10 protein-coding genes are annotated in these 14,954 nt (G+C 70.5%); 4 read left to right on the top strand and 6 right to left on the bottom strand.

Annotation, left to right across the window (positions count from 1 at the left end; translation table 11 throughout):
* Positions 1-3,216: a molybdopterin-dependent oxidoreductase gene (locus tag ACQE3L_RS14315; RefSeq protein WP_426964547.1), complete on the bottom strand. Its 3,216-nt coding sequence runs from the start codon at positions 3,214-3,216 to the stop codon at positions 1-3.
* A 312-nt stretch (positions 3,217-3,528) separates the two neighbouring features.
* Here ACQE3L_RS14315 and ACQE3L_RS14310 point away from each other — a divergent pair, with 312 nt between their 5' ends.
* Together ACQE3L_RS14310 and ACQE3L_RS14305 are read left to right on the top strand one after the other, a co-directional pair.
* A complete protein-coding gene (locus ACQE3L_RS14310; protein ID WP_426964546.1) occupies positions 3,529-5,814 on the top strand; it encodes a hydrogenase iron-sulfur subunit in 2,286 nt (761 codons plus the stop codon).
* Positions 5,811-6,443, top strand: coding sequence for a TorD/DmsD family molecular chaperone (locus ACQE3L_RS14305; protein ID WP_426964545.1), 633 nt, complete (start codon positions 5,811-5,813; stop codon positions 6,441-6,443). Before ACQE3L_RS14310 ends, ACQE3L_RS14305 begins: the two co-directional genes overlap by 4 nt.
* Before the next feature lie 480 nt (positions 6,444-6,923).
* Here the strand turns inward: ACQE3L_RS14305 and ACQE3L_RS14300 are convergent, their stop codons facing one another.
* Positions 6,924-7,106, bottom strand: a complete 183-nt coding sequence (locus tag ACQE3L_RS14300; RefSeq protein ID WP_426964544.1) for a hypothetical protein — start codon at positions 7,104-7,106, stop codon at positions 6,924-6,926.
* A 114-nt stretch (positions 7,107-7,220) separates the two neighbouring features.
* Positions 7,221-8,462, bottom strand: a complete 1,242-nt coding sequence (locus ACQE3L_RS14295) for a tRNA sulfurtransferase (RefSeq protein WP_426964543.1) — start codon at positions 8,460-8,462, stop codon at positions 7,221-7,223.
* A 108-nt stretch (positions 8,463-8,570) separates the two neighbouring features.
* On the opposite strand from ACQE3L_RS14295, the gene ACQE3L_RS14290 reads away from it, so the two are divergent.
* Positions 8,571-9,104 carry a PadR family transcriptional regulator gene (locus ACQE3L_RS14290; RefSeq protein ID WP_426964542.1) on the top strand — a complete coding sequence of 178 codons (534 nt, stop codon included), beginning with the start codon at positions 8,571-8,573 and terminating at the stop codon, positions 9,102-9,104.
* A 4-nt stretch (positions 9,105-9,108) separates the two neighbouring features.
* On the opposite strand, the gene ACQE3L_RS14285 is transcribed toward ACQE3L_RS14290, so the two are convergent.
* Together ACQE3L_RS14285 and ACQE3L_RS14280 are read right to left on the bottom strand one after the other, a co-directional pair.
* Positions 9,109-9,948: a hypothetical protein gene (locus tag ACQE3L_RS14285; protein WP_426964541.1), complete on the bottom strand. Its 840-nt coding sequence runs from the start codon at positions 9,946-9,948 to the stop codon at positions 9,109-9,111.
* 271 nt (positions 9,949-10,219) lie between these two features.
* Positions 10,220-11,578, bottom strand: a complete 1,359-nt coding sequence (locus ACQE3L_RS14280; protein WP_426964540.1) for an LLM class flavin-dependent oxidoreductase — start codon at positions 11,576-11,578, stop codon at positions 10,220-10,222.
* A gap of 206 nt (positions 11,579-11,784) precedes the next feature.
* On the opposite strand from ACQE3L_RS14280, the gene ACQE3L_RS14275 reads away from it, so the two are divergent.
* Positions 11,785-13,410: a heme-binding protein gene (locus ACQE3L_RS14275; protein ID WP_426964539.1), complete on the top strand. Its 1,626-nt coding sequence runs from the start codon at positions 11,785-11,787 to the stop codon at positions 13,408-13,410.
* A 60-nt stretch (positions 13,411-13,470) separates the two neighbouring features.
* On the opposite strand, the gene ahbB is transcribed toward ACQE3L_RS14275, so the two are convergent.
* The gene (ahbB, locus tag ACQE3L_RS14270) at positions 13,471-14,553 is read right to left on the bottom strand and encodes a siroheme decarboxylase subunit beta (protein ID WP_426964538.1); all 1,083 of its coding nucleotides are present in this window, start codon (positions 14,551-14,553) and stop codon (positions 13,471-13,473) included.
* Positions 14,554-14,954: the final 401 nt, after the last annotated feature.

The following is a 14,954-nucleotide window of genomic DNA, read 5'->3' as shown; positions in this document are numbered from 1 at the left end:
TCAGTCGTCTCCGAACGCTTGTTCGTTCATGTCCCAATCACGCACGTCGTAGCCTTTCTGGAGCCCGAGCCGGTCTTCGTCCTGCGGGTAGTCGATGAACTCCATCCCGTACTCCTCGATGCGGGCCTCGGTGGCCTTCTCGATGGTGACCATCCCGGCCTTCGTCTCCTGCATCTGCGTCTCCACGTCGAAGCCGGACGCGGTGACGATGTTGGCGGAGTCCCCGATGGCCATCGGCTTGGCCCCTTCGGGGTACTGGTCGACCTGACTCTGGCCGGCGAAGACGCCGCCCCAGTGGTACGGGAGGAAGATCTCCTCCTGGTTCGGGCGGTGCGTCACCTTCGCCTTCACCAGGATCGAGCTCTTCCCCTGGTTCGTCGGGTGGATGATGACGTGGTCCTCGCCGCCGACCAGGTCCATCTCCTCGGCGATCTCGGGATGGATCTCCGCGTACATGTGCGGCTGGAGGTCGGCCGTCAGGCGGTTGTTCCGCGTCTCGGCGCCGCCGCCCTGATGCTCGACCTGCCGGCCGGACGTGAGGATCATCTGCTGGGCGTCGTCGCTGACGCCGTCCAGCTCGCGCATCGCCTGCTCCTGGACGTCGGCGTTGTTCTGGTCGAGCCGCCAGAAGTTGTGCTGCTGGCCGTTGGCGGGCCACTCCTGGACGAACTCCGCCCGCGGGCTCTCGATGGGCTCGCGGTGGACCGGCACGGTGTCGAGGAAGTTCCAGACGACCGCGCGCGCCCGGCCGCGCCCCGTCGGCGCGTCCGGCTGCGCGAAGTCGTACTGCTCCCACCAGTCGAGGTCGTGGTTGTGGCCGTAGTTCTCGTTGAGCTCCACGGCCGCGTCGTACGGCGACGTGTCCTCGCGGAGCGCGTACTCCTGCGGGAGCGACGGCTGGTCCGGCTCGGTGATGTCGTCCGGCAGCGTCGTCGTGAACGCCGGGTACTGGGGGACGCCCTGGATCTCGCCGTCCCACCAGTCGGGCTCGAAGGAGTCTCGAAGCATGTTGAGCCCCTCCTCGCCCTCGGCGTCGTACGTCTCCTGCATCGGGTACTCCTTGTCGGTCGCCATGGCGTCCCACTCCTCGGGCGTCGGGGCCTGCACGCCCCAACTGGCCCGGAAGTCGTGACCGCCCTCGCGCGGGTCCCGGTCGGACGTCCAGATGATCGGCGTCCCGGGGTGGTCGCCGCCCCAGTAGGGCCACGGGAGCGACCAGTAGTCGCCGGAGACGGGCAGGCCGGGCTTGTCGGCCCGGAGCGTCTCCGTGTTGAACGCCCAGTCGTACTCGGCGTGCTGCTGGAGCTTCTCCGGCGGCTGCTGGTAGCCGATGGAGCGCGTCCCCAGGTTGATCTCGCGGAGCGCGTCCTCGTAGGAGGAGCGCCCGTTGTGGATCTCGTTGCCGGTCCCCCAGTCGAAGTGCTCGCCGAAGCCGAGGTAGTCGGCGAGCTCCTGGAAGATCTGGAGGTCGGGCTTGGAGTTGTGGCCCGGCGGCGCGACGCGCTCGGACCACTGCACCGAGCGGTGCGTGTTCGTCAGGGTGCGGACGTGCTCGTACTGGCTGGAGGCCGGCAACAGGAGGACGTTGTCCTCCTTCGAGAGTGTCCCCGCGACCGAGGGGAACACGTCGACGACCACCAGCAGGTCGAGCGCCTCCATCGCCTTCCGCTGTTTGTCCATCTCGGAGATGGAGTTCGCGGAGTGGCCCCAGTAGAAGGCCATCTTCACCGGGTCCGGCTGGTAGAGCTCCGACTCAAGCAGGCGGTCCTCCTGTTCGAGCGCCGCCTCGTACCAGCGGGCCACCGTCAGACCGCGGTGGAACATCATGTTCCCGTCGGTGTCCGGGAAGCTCGCATCGCGGTCGGACGACGGCGGCTCCCCGTTGATCAGCTCGTACGTCTCCGCGTCCATCGTGGCGAAGTAGTCGTCGTGGAGCTCCTGGGCCGAGATGTCCCCGGAGGTCCACGGGCTCCGGTTCCAGACGTTGGTCCAGTGCTGCCACGAGCCGGGCGCGCCGACGCCGTAGTAGCCGGGCAGGATCGACGACTCGACGCCGAGGTCGGTCGCGCCCTGCACGTTCGCGTGGCCGCGCATGACCTGCAGGCCGCCGCCCGAGCGGGCCGCGGAGCCGGTCGCCAGCGACGTGAGCGCGTACGAGCGGATGTTCTGGGTCCCGTTGTTGTGCTGGGTCCCGCCCATCGCCCACTCGATCTGGATGTTGGGCTTGTTCTCGATCATCAGGTCGCCGAGCTCGGCGAGTTCGTCCTCGCCGATCCACGTCAGCTCGGAGACGGTCTCGAGGTCGTACTGGCCGAGCTCCGGCTCGACGTCGTCCCAGCCCATGACGCGCTCGTCGAGCATCTCCTGGTCGAGCTCGCCCTGCTCGCGGATGTAGTTGACCAGGCCCATCATGATCGCCACGTCCGTCCCGGGCCGCATCCGGTAGTAGTGGTCGGCGTGGGCCGAGGTCTTCGTGAACCGCGGGTCGATGGAGACGACGGTGCCGCCGCGCTTCTGCCCCTCCAGGATGTGCTGCATCACGACCGGGTGGGCCTCCGCGGGGTTCTGCCCGATGATGATGAGCAGGTCGAAGTTGCGGTAGTCGTTGATCGTGTTGGTCATCGCCCCGTAGCCCCACGTGTTCGCGAGGCCGGTGACGGTCGTGGAGTGACAGATGCGCGCCTGGTGGTCCACGTTGTTGGTCCCGAGGAACGCCGCGAACTTCCGGGAGGCGTAGGCCGCCTCGTTGGAGTGGTGCGCGGAGCCGAGCAACATCACGCTCTCGGGGCTGTACTGTTCGACGGTCTCCTCGTAGGTCTCGGCGATCTGCGTGTACGCCTCGTCCCACGAGACCTTCTTCCACTCGCCGTCCTCCTTGCGCATCGGGTGCTTGAGGCGGCGCGGCGAGTGCTCCGTCTCGAGGATGCCGGCGCCCTTCGAGCAGAGCGACCCGTTGTTCAGCGGGTTCTCGTGCCACGGCTCCTGGCCGACGAACGCGTCGCCCTCCTTGACGGCCTTGAACCCGCAGCCGATCGAACAGTAGTTACAGATGACTTTGCTGGTCTCGGCGTCGTCGCCGATGCCGGACTCTTCTTCGTCTTGGCCAAGGACCTGTCCCGTCGCGCCGCCCCCGAGGGCGACCGCGCCGGCGAGCGCGGACGCCTTCATGAACGAGCGTCGGTCGAGGTCGATGGTTACTGGTTCGGATGTACTCATGGCTGCTGCCTCGCGCGCTCGCACGATCGACCCCGGCAGCCGCGGGATACGGCGGCGTCCGCGCCGCCCCCCGCTCCGTCCGGTCGCTGCGGTCGCGTCGGCGCGCCTAGCATGCGTTCCGAGGCACGGACTCTCGGTTATTAATCTTTTGCCACCACGGACGGGGGACCATCCGGCAAAACCGGCCGACAGCACGGAGAATGATAAGCAAACCGACAGTATGTCACGGTTTCTCAGGGGCTTATAAACTCTTCGCGGACAGGCCGGCCGAGGGGGCAAGGTCTATGCCGCTGAGTCGGTAACTCGAGGGCAATGAGGACAGGGACCTTCGTCTGCTCGTGTGCGGACTCCTGTGACATCGACCTGGAGGAGGCCCGCGAGGGCGTCCAGGGGGTCGACGTCGCGGCGAGTTCCAGCATGCTCTGCGGGGACGGGCTCGACGGGCTCGCCGCGGTCGTCGACGAGCGCGACCTCGACGAGCTCGTCGTCACGTGCCCGGAGCCGGCCGCGCAGGACCGGATCCGAGACACGGCGACCGAACTCGGCGTCCACCCCGACGCGGTCGAGTTCGTGGACCAGCGCGAGGGCGCCGGCTGGGTCCACGAGGAGTCGGCCGCGACCGACAAGACCGCCCGCATGGTCAACGCCGCGGCCGCCGGGATGGCCCACGAGGCCGCCCCCGGGAACCACACGCAGGAGGCCGGGAGCCACGTGCTGGTCGTCGGCGACGCCGAGGCCGCGGTCGCGCTCGCCGAGGAGGCGGACGTGACGCTCGTGGCCGACGGCGAGGACCTCTCGGACGCCCCGGACCTCGACGAGGTGACCGTCGAGCGCGGGCGGCCGGTCGGCGTCGAGGGCGAGTTCGGCGACTTCCGCGTCGAACTGCAGGCCGGCGTCACCGAGGACTGCATCTCCTGTATGAAGTGTCTGAAGCAGGGCCCCGACGAGCACATGACCGCGCGCCCGGTGGACATCGACCCCGACGCGCCCCGCGGCGACTGGGAGGAGTGCTGCCCGGTCGACGCCATCGCGGTCGACGGCACCGCACGCGAGATCGCGGCCGACCAGGTCGTCTGGCCGGCCGCGACCCGGCAGGCGCGCGGCGGCCGCGTCGGCTTCTACACCGGGCCGGTCGACGCCGGCACCGTCTCCGCGGTCACCTCCCTGCTCGGCGGCGTCTCCAAGCCCGACTTCCTCGACCTCGCGATGGACGTCTGCGCGGCCGGCGCCTCCAGCAAGCAGGGCTGTACGGAGTGCGTCGACGCCTGCCCCCACGAGGCGGTCTCGCGCCCGCGCGTGGACGAGGTCTCCTTCGACAAGACCGCGTGTCAGAACTGCGGCGCCTGCACCTCCTCGTGCCCGACCGGCGCCGTCCAACTGCGCGAGCCCTCCAACGAGCGGATCGCCCGCGAGGTCGAGGCGCTCGTCACCCCCACCGTCGACGACGACGGCGGCTGGCTGTTCGGTCGCGGGGGCGAGGCGGGCGTCGAGACGCCGGTCGTGGCGTTCGTCTGCTCGGAGCGCGCCGCGGAGGCGCTCTCGGAGTTCGGCCGCCGCGCCGCCCGCGGCGACGACGTGACCTACCCGCCGATCCTCCCGGTGCAGGTGAACTGCACGGACACGGTCGGTGAGGGGCACGTCATGCACGCGCTCGCGTCGGGCGCGGCCGGCGTGGCGATCGTCGGCTGCGGCGGCGAGTGTCTCCACTCCGGCCCCGACCCGAAGGCCGAACTCGTCGACCGGCTCAACCGCGCGACCCGCGACCTGGGCCTCGGCGAGCGCGTCGGCTTCTTCGCGCCCGAGGTCGAGGAGCCGGGCGCCTTCGAGGAGGAACTCGGCCGGTTCGTGGTCGAGACGCTCGAGGAGACGCCGGTTCCCGCCGGCGAGCACGAGGCGACCGGCCGGATCGAGGTGGGCCCGGGCGACGCCGACGGCTCGAACGCGGTCGCCACCGACGGCGGTACCGTGCCGGGCGACGCCCCCGGCGAGGGCGGCCCGTCCACTATCGGTCCGGACCTCGGCCCGCGGCCGAACCCGGACTTCGACTCGCACGCGTGGACGCTGGAGAGCGTGCGGGCGATCCTGGAACACGTCGAACCCGAGCGAGAGGTGATCCGCGGGCTGAAGGACTTCGGGAGCGTCGAGGTGTCGGACGCCTGCACGCTGACGCCCACCTGTTCGAACATGTGTCCGACCGACGCGCTCCACCGCGACACCGAGACCGCCGACCTGCTGTTCAGCCACGAGCGCTGCGTCAACTGCGGGCTCTGCGAGGAGGGCTGCGTCGAGGACGCCATCACCGTCGAGTCGGGCCTCCACCTCGACCAGCTCCCGGAGCGCAACGAGGGCAAGCCGTGGCGCGTCGTCTTCGACGGCGCGATGCGCGAGTGCGCGATGTGCGGCAAGCCGTTCGCCTCGGAGGGCTCTGCCGCGAAGGTTCAGGAGGAGGTCGGCGACGTGGTCGCCGGCATGGCGCCCGAGGGACAGAACATCTTCGACTACTGCGACGACTGCCGGCCGCGCGTGCTGTTCGGCTCCGGCGACGGCCCCGACACCGGCCCCGGAGGTCGCGGCGCGGGCCCGGAGGGTGACCGATGAGCGTCGACCAGAGCGCGCTGTACGAGGCGCGACTGGAGCTCGTGAACTTCCTGATCGACGCGTTCGCGGACTACCCGCCCGAGGAGCTGCTGGAGCGGCTGCTGGAGGGCGAGTTCACCGTTCCCGACCGCGAGGTCTCCGAGGAGTTGGACCGCGGCTTCGCGAAGTTGGAGGAGTTCGCGGCCGAGAACGAGGGTCGCGACCCCGCCGACGTGCGCGAGGACCTCGAACCGGAGTACACGCGCGTCTTCGTCGGCCCGCGGCCGCCGGTCCTCCCCCACGAGACCTACTTCCGGACGGATACGGACTTCCGCGGCGAGGGGCTCGCGAAGGTGGAGGCCTCCTACGGGGCGTCGGGCTGGACCCCCCCGGAGGAGTACCCCGAGGAGAACGACCACGTCGCGGTCGAACTCGCCTTCCTGCGCTACCTCATCGAGCGCCAGCGGGACGGCGACGAGGAGGCGTTCGGCTTCCAGCGCGTCTTCCACGACGAGCACCTCTCGCAGTGGATCGACGACTGCGCCGAGGAGACGCTGACGACCACCGACGAGCGCTTCTACGAGGCGGCCGCGCACCTGCTGCGCGGCTACGTCGCCTTCGAGGAGGAGATCGCGAACGCGATGACCTGAGCAGTCGGCGGCGCGAGTCGGACGGGCGCTCCGTCTCTGACCGCTGCTTCTGATCTGACCGCTGCTTCTGATCTGACCGCCGTTCTTTCTGTGCCCCGACGGAGCCGGGGCTCCGTCGGTCGAGCCGTCGCGAAGATCGGGAGGTCGCCCGCGGACGCGGCCCACGGCGGTCGACGCAACCGGTACGCGATCCGCTGGCGACGGAGAGAGAGAGGCGCCGGAGCGGGATCCGACGCGAGAGACAGACAAGGTCGCGTGCCGTCTCCGGCACGCCGTGCTCACACATGGGCAGGCTTGGGAGGACCGGCGAACCGGTCGGGTGCATGTCAGTGGGATCTGCCCACCAACATGTACGGCCGGTCCGATATAAGGGACCCCGGGCGGGTTCCATCTCGACCGGAACCGGCGACAGATATTTATGCAACGACGGGGACGCGACGGGACGGCCATCCCCGCCGCCCGGCCGGTGGTCGCCCCCGGTCACTCGTCGCCGTCGCAGACCCCGAGCGGGAGGTCCGCGGGCGCGGGCCGGTCGCCGGCGCCGTCGCAGGCGTCGTCGACCAGCGCGGCGACCTGCTCCTCGACGGTGCGCCCGCGGGCCGCCGCGAGCCCCTCCAACCGCTCGTAGCGCTCCGCCGACAGCTGAACCGTTCGATCGCTCATACCGTCCCGATCGCCTCCCACCCTCAAAAACACACCCCACCGTGGCAGGATTCCCCGGCGTCCGGGACGCTACACCACGAATATCGCGGGCTCCGCGGTCTCACGGCGGGCGCCTCACCGCGAGAGGGACACGCGCTCCGCGCCTGTCGCGGCCGCGCGGGCGCGCTCCTCCAGCCACGCCGGCTCGATGTCGGCCATCTGGTCGAGGCCCGCGTTCGTCTCGGGCTGGGCGGGCGCGAACCGGTTACAGCCCGCGGGGATCGACGCCGCCTCGTAGGTGCCGAGCCGCTTTGCCCGCTCGGTTATCTCGTTCTTGTCGACCGTCAAAAGCGGGCGGTGGACCGGAAACTCCGTGACCGAGTCGAGCACGCTCATGTTCTGGGTCGTCTGGCTCGACTTCTGGCCGATCGCCTCGCCGGTGACCACGCCGGTCGCGCCGCGGTCGGCGGCGACCTCCGCGGCGACGCGGTAGAGGAACCGGCGAAAGACGAGCATCCGGCCCTGCTCGAGCAGGGCCGCCAGGTCCGCACAGACGTCGCCGCCGTCGACGACCAGGAGTTCGTCGAGGTGGTTCGGTCCGTAGCGCGCGAGCGTCCGCGCGGACGCCTCCGCCCTGGCGCGATGGTCCGGGCCGCCGAAGTCGCCGAGGTCGACGTACACCGGGAGCACGGGCGCGCCGCGGCGCATCACCTCGAAGGCGGCCACGGGGGAGTCGATCCCGCCGGACAGCAGGCTCACGAGCGGACGCTGGGAGCCGAGCGGGAGCCCGCCCGGGCCGCGGTGTTTCGGGCCGAAGACGTACGCCGCGTCCGGGTGGACCTCCGCCCGGACGACGTAGTCGGGGTCGTCGAGGTCGACGGCCGGTCGGCCCTCGGCGTCGCCCGCCTCGCGGCCGACCCGCGCCTCGAGCGCGTCCAGCACCGCGGCGCCCCCCTCGCGCTCGGCGTCCTCGCTGGTGAACGGGTAGTCGGTCCCGACGCGGTTGACGCGGACCGCGACCGACCCGCCCGCGTAGGTCGCCTCGGCGGTTCGCGCGAGCGCGTCCGTGACTGCCCCGAGGGTCGGGTCGACCGTCGTCGCGGGGCTCGCGGAGACGACGCCGGGCGCGTCGGTGGCGGCCTCGGTCGCGGCCGCCGGCTCCGCGGTCTCGATTAGGGGGCGGTTCCGCCGGTGGCTCACGGACCCCTCGATCCCGCGGTCCGACAGGAGCGCCCGGAGGTTCTCCCCGAGCGTCGACTGCATCCCGTAGCGGACGCGCTCACTCTTGGTGCCGACCTCGCCGACGCGGCAGATCACGGTGTCGGCGTCCGGCGGGAGGGCGTCTGGATCGACGGACGCGGTCGGGACGTGACTCATGGCACACGGTAGCGGCCCGGGCGGTAAATCCCCGCCGGTCGGCGGCCGGGACGGCCGGCTCCGTCCGGACCGAAACCCTTTCGGAGAGACCGGCGAAATCCCGGCCAAATGCGGAACAGCGGACCGCCGAAGGGACTCATCTCCTACCTCGCGCTGGAGCTTCTGGAGGAGCGACCCCGGTACGGCTACGAGCTCCTCAAGGAGATAACCGACATCAGCGGCGGTCACTGGGAGCCCTCCTACGGCTCCGTCTACCCCATCCTCTACAAGTTCGAGGAGGAAGGGTACACCGAGCGTATCGAGCGCGAGGACGAGCCGGACCGCAAGTACTTCGCCATCACCGAGGCCGGCCGCGAGAAGCTCGCCGAGAAGCGGCGCGAGGTGGGGGCGAACGCCCGCGACTTCGGCGACGTGGTGCTCGGCTTCTACCACCTGTTCGCGGCGCTTTCGACCGACGACCGGTTCGCGGTCGACGACGAGGGGGGCGAGTGGTGCTACTCCGAGACGTTCAGCCGCTGGATCGTCGAACAGGTGATCCGCCACCACGAGCGCGACTTCGACGAGTTCGAGCGGTTCGACTGCACGGTCGAGGAGTTCTACGAGCGGTACGCGGACGACGGGGGACCGGCCGACGGGGAGTGACGGCCTACTCGGGGTCGTCCATTTCTGCGGCGTCGTCCGCTTCCGTCGCGTCGTCCACTTTCGTCCCGTCGTCCGCTTCCGTCCCGTCGTCCGTCCCGTCCCCGCCTCCGTCCCGGTGTTTCTCGATGGCCTCCTCGAGCGAGAGTTCGCCGGCGGCCACCTCGCGCGCGAGCGCCTCGTCGATGGTCCGCCCGCCGGCCGAGCGGCGACGCGATTCGTCTTTGATCCGCTGGAGTTCGCCCTCGGTCGGTTCGATCTCCCGCCGGTCGACCGCCTCGCCCGCGATGCGCGCGACGTTGACCGCCGCGAGCACGTCGGCCATCCCGCGGGCGCCGGCGCCGAGGTACGGCGTCGTCCCGGTCTCGTCGACCAGCTCGACCGCGAGGTCGTCGGGGAGGTCGTTCACGATCCGGGCGCCCTTTAGCCGGTCGCCGTCGCCGACGCGAACGAGGGGGTCCGGCGCGCCCGCGACCTCCTCGCGGACGGTGTCGACGGCGTCCGCGAGCGGGACCTGGAACGCGGCGACGACCGTGTCGCCCACGAGCACTGCGATGCCGGGGCTGGGACCGGGGTCAACGCCGACCACGGTCCGCCCGCCGCCGCCCCGGAGCGTGGCCAGCGCCTCGTCGACCGCGGTCCGCGGCTCGTCGGGGTCCGCGGCGACGACGGTCACGTCCTCGCGCCCGCCGAGGTCGACCTCGTCGTCGTCGGTCGCGATGACCACGGTCGCGCGCTCGGGGACCTCCGCGCCCGGCCGGATCGTGGTGAAGGTCACGCCGCGCTCGCGGAGCTCGTCGACGAGGTCGTGATAGAGCCGGAAGTCCTCGGTGGCGACGACGATCACGGCCGGGCGTACCTCCCGGTCGCGAGTAAGCGTGTCGGCTTTCGACTCGGCGATCGGCGCAAAACGAAAGGGGAAGCCCGCGCCGAATCGGCGCGGGCCTGCCGCCCTAGATAGGTCCCCGCTGACGCTTCGGCCCTCCAAGACGAAGCGTCACCCGAGAGAAGCCGCCGTATCCACTTAAGCGTGACGAGCGCGGCATCAGTTCCCGTTTCGGACCGCGTCCGGCCGGCGCGCAGTCGTGCGTTTTCCCGTTCCGGCCGTCGGGTCGGAGCTACCGTCTCGCCGGGTGGTCGGCGGGGAGCCGCGGGCCGCCGCCGGTGGTGTTCTCGCGGAGCGTGTCGCCCTCGTAGCCGTCCGGCTCGCGGATCAGGTCCCGCTCGCGCAGCTCCGGCACGACGAGGTCGACGAAGTCCTGCAGCGAGTCCGGGCGGACGACCTCCTTCACGTTGAAGCCGTCGACGCCCACCTCGTGGAACCAGTACTCCAGCTCGTCGACGACCTGCTCGGGCGTCCCGACGATCTTCGGCGAGGTGGTGCCGAGCCCGGAGAACTCGGCGACCTCGCGGACGGTCCACTCGCGGTCGGGCTGTGAGGAGGTGAACGCGTTCATCGTCCCCTGGATGGCGTCGGTCTCGATGTGCTCGACCTTCTGGTCCGGATCGAGCTCCGACAGGTCCATGTCGAGGAAGCCGGACAAAAGCGCCAGCGTCGCCTCGACGTCGACGTTCTCCTTGTAGGAGTCGTACTTCGCTTCCGCGATGGCCTCGGTCTCGCCGACGACCGGGACGACGCCGATGAAGAACCGGAGGCTCTCGGGGTCGCGCCCGGCGTCGGCCGCGCGCGCCTTCACGTCCTCCATGTACTCGACGACGCCCTCCTCGGTGGGCTGGCTGGCGAACACCGCCTCCGCGTTGCGCGCGGCGAAGTCGCGGCCGTAGTCGGAGGACCCGGCCTGATAGATGACGGGGGTGCGCTGCGGCGAGGGCTCGCAGCCGTGCGGACCGGGGACCGAGAAGTGCTCGCCCTCGTGGTCGACGGCGTGGACCTTCTCGGGGTCGGTGTAGCGGCCGGCCTCGCGGTCGACCTCGACGGCGTCGTCCTCCCACGAGTCCTCCCACAGGGCGTAACAGACGTCGAGGAACTCCGCGGCGCGGTCGTAGCGCGTCTCCTTGTCCATGCGTTCGTCGAGCCCGAGGTTCGCGGCCGCGGACTCCAGGTAGGAGGTGACCACGTTGAGCGCGACCCGGCCGTCGGTGAGGTGGTCGAGCGTGGAGAACTCCCGCGCGAGCTGGTAGGGGTGCGTGTAGGTGGTCGAGCGCGTGACCGCGAAGCCGAGGTCGTCGGTCACCTCCGCCATCGCGGGGACGACGAGCTGCGGGTCGTTCGCCGGCGTCTGGACCGCCTTCTCGACGGCGGTCTCGCGGTCGTCGCCGTACACGTCGTAGATGCCGCGCACGTCGGCGAAGAACACCGCGTCGAACCCGCCGCGCTCGGCGGTGCGGGCGACCTCGGTCCAGTACTCCCGGTCGGTGTACCGGTGCGACTGGTCGCCCGGATACGTCCACGACCCCGGCGAGACGTGCTCGACGGAGTTCATGGTGAAGAGGTTGAAGCGCATCTGCTCGGACATGCGCCGCGATACGCCCCCCACGCGGTAAACCTCGGAGAAAGTGGCGGTGTTTGTGGCTATCTCGCCCGCCCGCGCGGCGACCGTCACCGACGTCGGCAATCCGTGCGGGAGTCCGGCGATGTGTGCCGACTTCGGTACCCGGCGCGAGTCCCGTTCCGGCGGCGCCGACTCGCAAACCCCTAAGGCCCGGCCGTCCAAGCACGGGTATGGTCGAAGCCCCACAAACCGACGAAGGGTGGTACGCCCTCCACGACTTCCGGACGGTCGACTGGGACGCGTGGCGGGACGCCCCGGAGCGAGAACGCGAGCGGGCGGTCGAGGAGGGCGAGCAGTTCCTCGTCCACCGCGAGGCGGTCGCGGACGCCGACGCCGGCGACTCCGCGGTCTTCGGCATGGTCGGCCACAAGGCGGACCTGCTGTTCGTCCACTTCCGGCCCGCGCTCGACGACCTCTCGGCCATCGAGCGCCGGTTCGAGGACACTGCCCTCGCGAAGTTCACCGAGCGCGAGACCTCCTACGTCTCCGTCACCGAGGTATCGGGCTACGTCTCCGACGACTACTTCGAGGGCAACGAAGAGGAGATCGACGAGGGCCTGCGCCGCTACATCGAGGGGAAACTCAAGCCCGAGATCCCCGACGACGAGTACGTCTCCTTCTACCCCATGAGCAAGCGCCGCGGCGAGGAGTACAACTGGTACGACCTCTCCTTCGAGGACCGGGCGGAGCTGATGTCCGGCCACGGCGACGTGGGGCGGGAGTACGCCGGGAAGATCAAGCAGGTGATCGCCTCCTCCGTCGGCTTCGACGACCACGAGTGGGGCGTCACCCTGTTCGGCTCCGACCCCGCCGACATCAAGGACATCGTCTACGAGATGCGCTTCGACGAGGCCTCCTCCCGGTACGGCGAGTTCGGCGAGTTCTACGTCGGCCGCCGGTTCCCGCCCGCGGACCTCGGCGCGTTCCTCGACGGCGCGAAGGTGCCGACCGCGGACCACGACGAGGACCGGACCGGCACCTGTCCGGCGAGCGAGGACGAGCGCGGAGATGGTCACGGGGGACGCGCTCACGGCGAGGGCGGCGCCGCCCACGGCGACCACCCGCACGGCTCCGGCTCCGGCGGGCAGGGCGACCACCCGCACGGCTCCGACGAGGGCGGGAGCGACGGCGGGGGCCACGACCACGGCAACCACGGCGGCGGCGACCACGCCGGCGGCGAGACCGCGAGCGGCCACGGCGGCGACGCGAACGCGGAGTCGATCCGTGGCGAACTCGCGGACCTGGACATCTACGCGGGCCAACCCCACGGCGAGGACGTGTTCGCGACCGTCCTCTACAGCGAGGCCGACCCCGACGAGCTGTTCGAGGAGGTCGAGGGGCTCCGCGCCAACTTCGACCACTACGGCACGCACGTCAAGACCGCCGTCTACGAGGGGCGCGCGACCGACCGCGCCGCGGTCGTCTCCATCTGGGACACCGCCTCCGCGGCCGAGACCGCCGCGGGGTTCCTCTCGGAGCTCCCCGAGGTCGTCGCCCGCGCGGGCGAGGAGTCCGGCTTCGGGACGATGGGCATGTTCTACACCGTCAAGCCCGACCACCAGGAGGACTTCGTGGAGAAGTTCGACGCGGTCGGCGAGAAGCTCGAGGGGATGGACGGGCACTTCGAGACCGACCTGATGGTCAACGTCGAAGACGAGAACGACATGTTCATCGCGAGCCAGTGGGCCGCCAAAGAGGACGCGATGGCCTTCTTCCGCTCGGACGACTTCCGCAACACCGTCCAGTGGGGCCGCGACGTGCTCGCGGACCAGCCGCGGCACGTGTTCCTGGCCTAGAGGCCGCGGCTCCCCCGCGAACCGACCGCGGCCGGTCGCGGGCGGTTTTCGAACCGGTCGCTACGACCCGCCCGGCAGCAGGTCCTCGTAGCGCGCGCCGGTCTGTTTCAACGTCTCCGTCGAGTAGAGGCGCTCGTGGTCGAACGGGAGGTGGTCGGCCGCGAGCTCGTCCACCTTCGCGTCGACCGCCGCGGCCTCGCGGCCGTGGATCATCGTGAACAGGTTGTACGGCCAGTCCTGATCCGGCCGCCGCGGCCGGTGGTAACACAGCGTCACGTACGGGAGGCGGCCGACCGCCTCGCCGCGGGCGTCGAGTTCGTCGTCCGGCACGTCCCAGACGACCATGCAGTTGTTCTGAAAGCCCGTGACGACGTGGTTGACGACGCAGCCGATGCGCTTGATGCAGCCGTCCGCGCGCAGGCGCTCGACCGCCGCGAGCACGTCCGCGACCGTGGCGGTCCCGTCCGCCCCGAGCGCGTCGTCGACCGCGGCCGCCACGTCGCGGTAGGGGGTCTCCGAGAGCGGGAAGCCGTCCTGGATCTCCAGCAGGAGCGCGGCCTCCAGCGGCGTGAGGTCGCCGCGCGCCTCCTCCGAGATGCGGGTCGCGGAGACCGCGGTCTCCGAGAGCGACTCCCGCGCGAACCGGTCCCCGTTGACGACCGGGAACTCCAGGTCGATGTAGTAGTCCGTCAGCATCGGGAGGACGAGGACCTCACAGCCGGTCTCCGTCTCGATGTCGTCGATGATCGCGTCCCGCTTCTCGCGGGAGGCCGCGGTGACGACGAACCACATGTTCCACTCGTGGTCGCGGCGGTAGTTGTGGTTCACCTGCGGGTGGGCGTTGATCGCGTCCGCGACGTCCCCGAAGCGGTCCTCGGGCGCCCGCACGGCCGCGAGCGTCGAGGAGCCGATGACCGGCGGGTTGAGGACCGCCCCGAACCGCCGTAAGACGCCGCGCTCGCGCAGGTCGCGCACGCGGTCGAGGACATCGGCGCCGGTCAGGTCCGCGCCCGTCTCGGCGGCCAGATCGGCGGCGACCGCGTCGAAAGGTCGCTCCGTCACGGGGAACCCGCTCTGGTACTCGTCGATCAGGCGCGCGTCGACGGCGTTCAGTCCGGCGCGCCAGTCCGCGTCGAGGCTCATTGGTGGTGGTTGGGGACGGGCGTACCTACGGGTTTCGGAGCCGGAGCGAGCGGGTGGCGGTTCCGGATCGGTTGTGGAGCTTGTTGGGTGGGTCCGAAACGTCTCGAAAGACGCAGCCGGCCCTCCGTCCGACGTATTTTCTGTGACTGCTACAGATCCTGCTGATCTGGACAGCAACACTCAGAACGCCCCAGCCGGCTCTCCCTGCTACTGATCTCGTTTTGTCGTAGATCCTGTTGCTTGGAACAGCACCGTCCAGAAAGCCCCAGCCGGCTCGACCGCGCCGGGTTCCGGCAGACGGTCCGGGCTGCCTGCAGTAGCGGGCTGCCGGGCTGCGACTGCCGTCGTCCCACTCGGCAAGCTCGCGGGACCCTCGCTGCGCTCCTCGCTCTCCGCTTGGC

The sequence above is a fragment of the Haloparvum alkalitolerans genome (assembly GCF_050122995.1).
GTDB lineage: Archaea > Halobacteriota > Halobacteria > Halobacteriales > Haloferacaceae > Haloparvum > Haloparvum alkalitolerans.
This window is presented reverse-complemented; position numbering and strand designations above follow the sequence as displayed.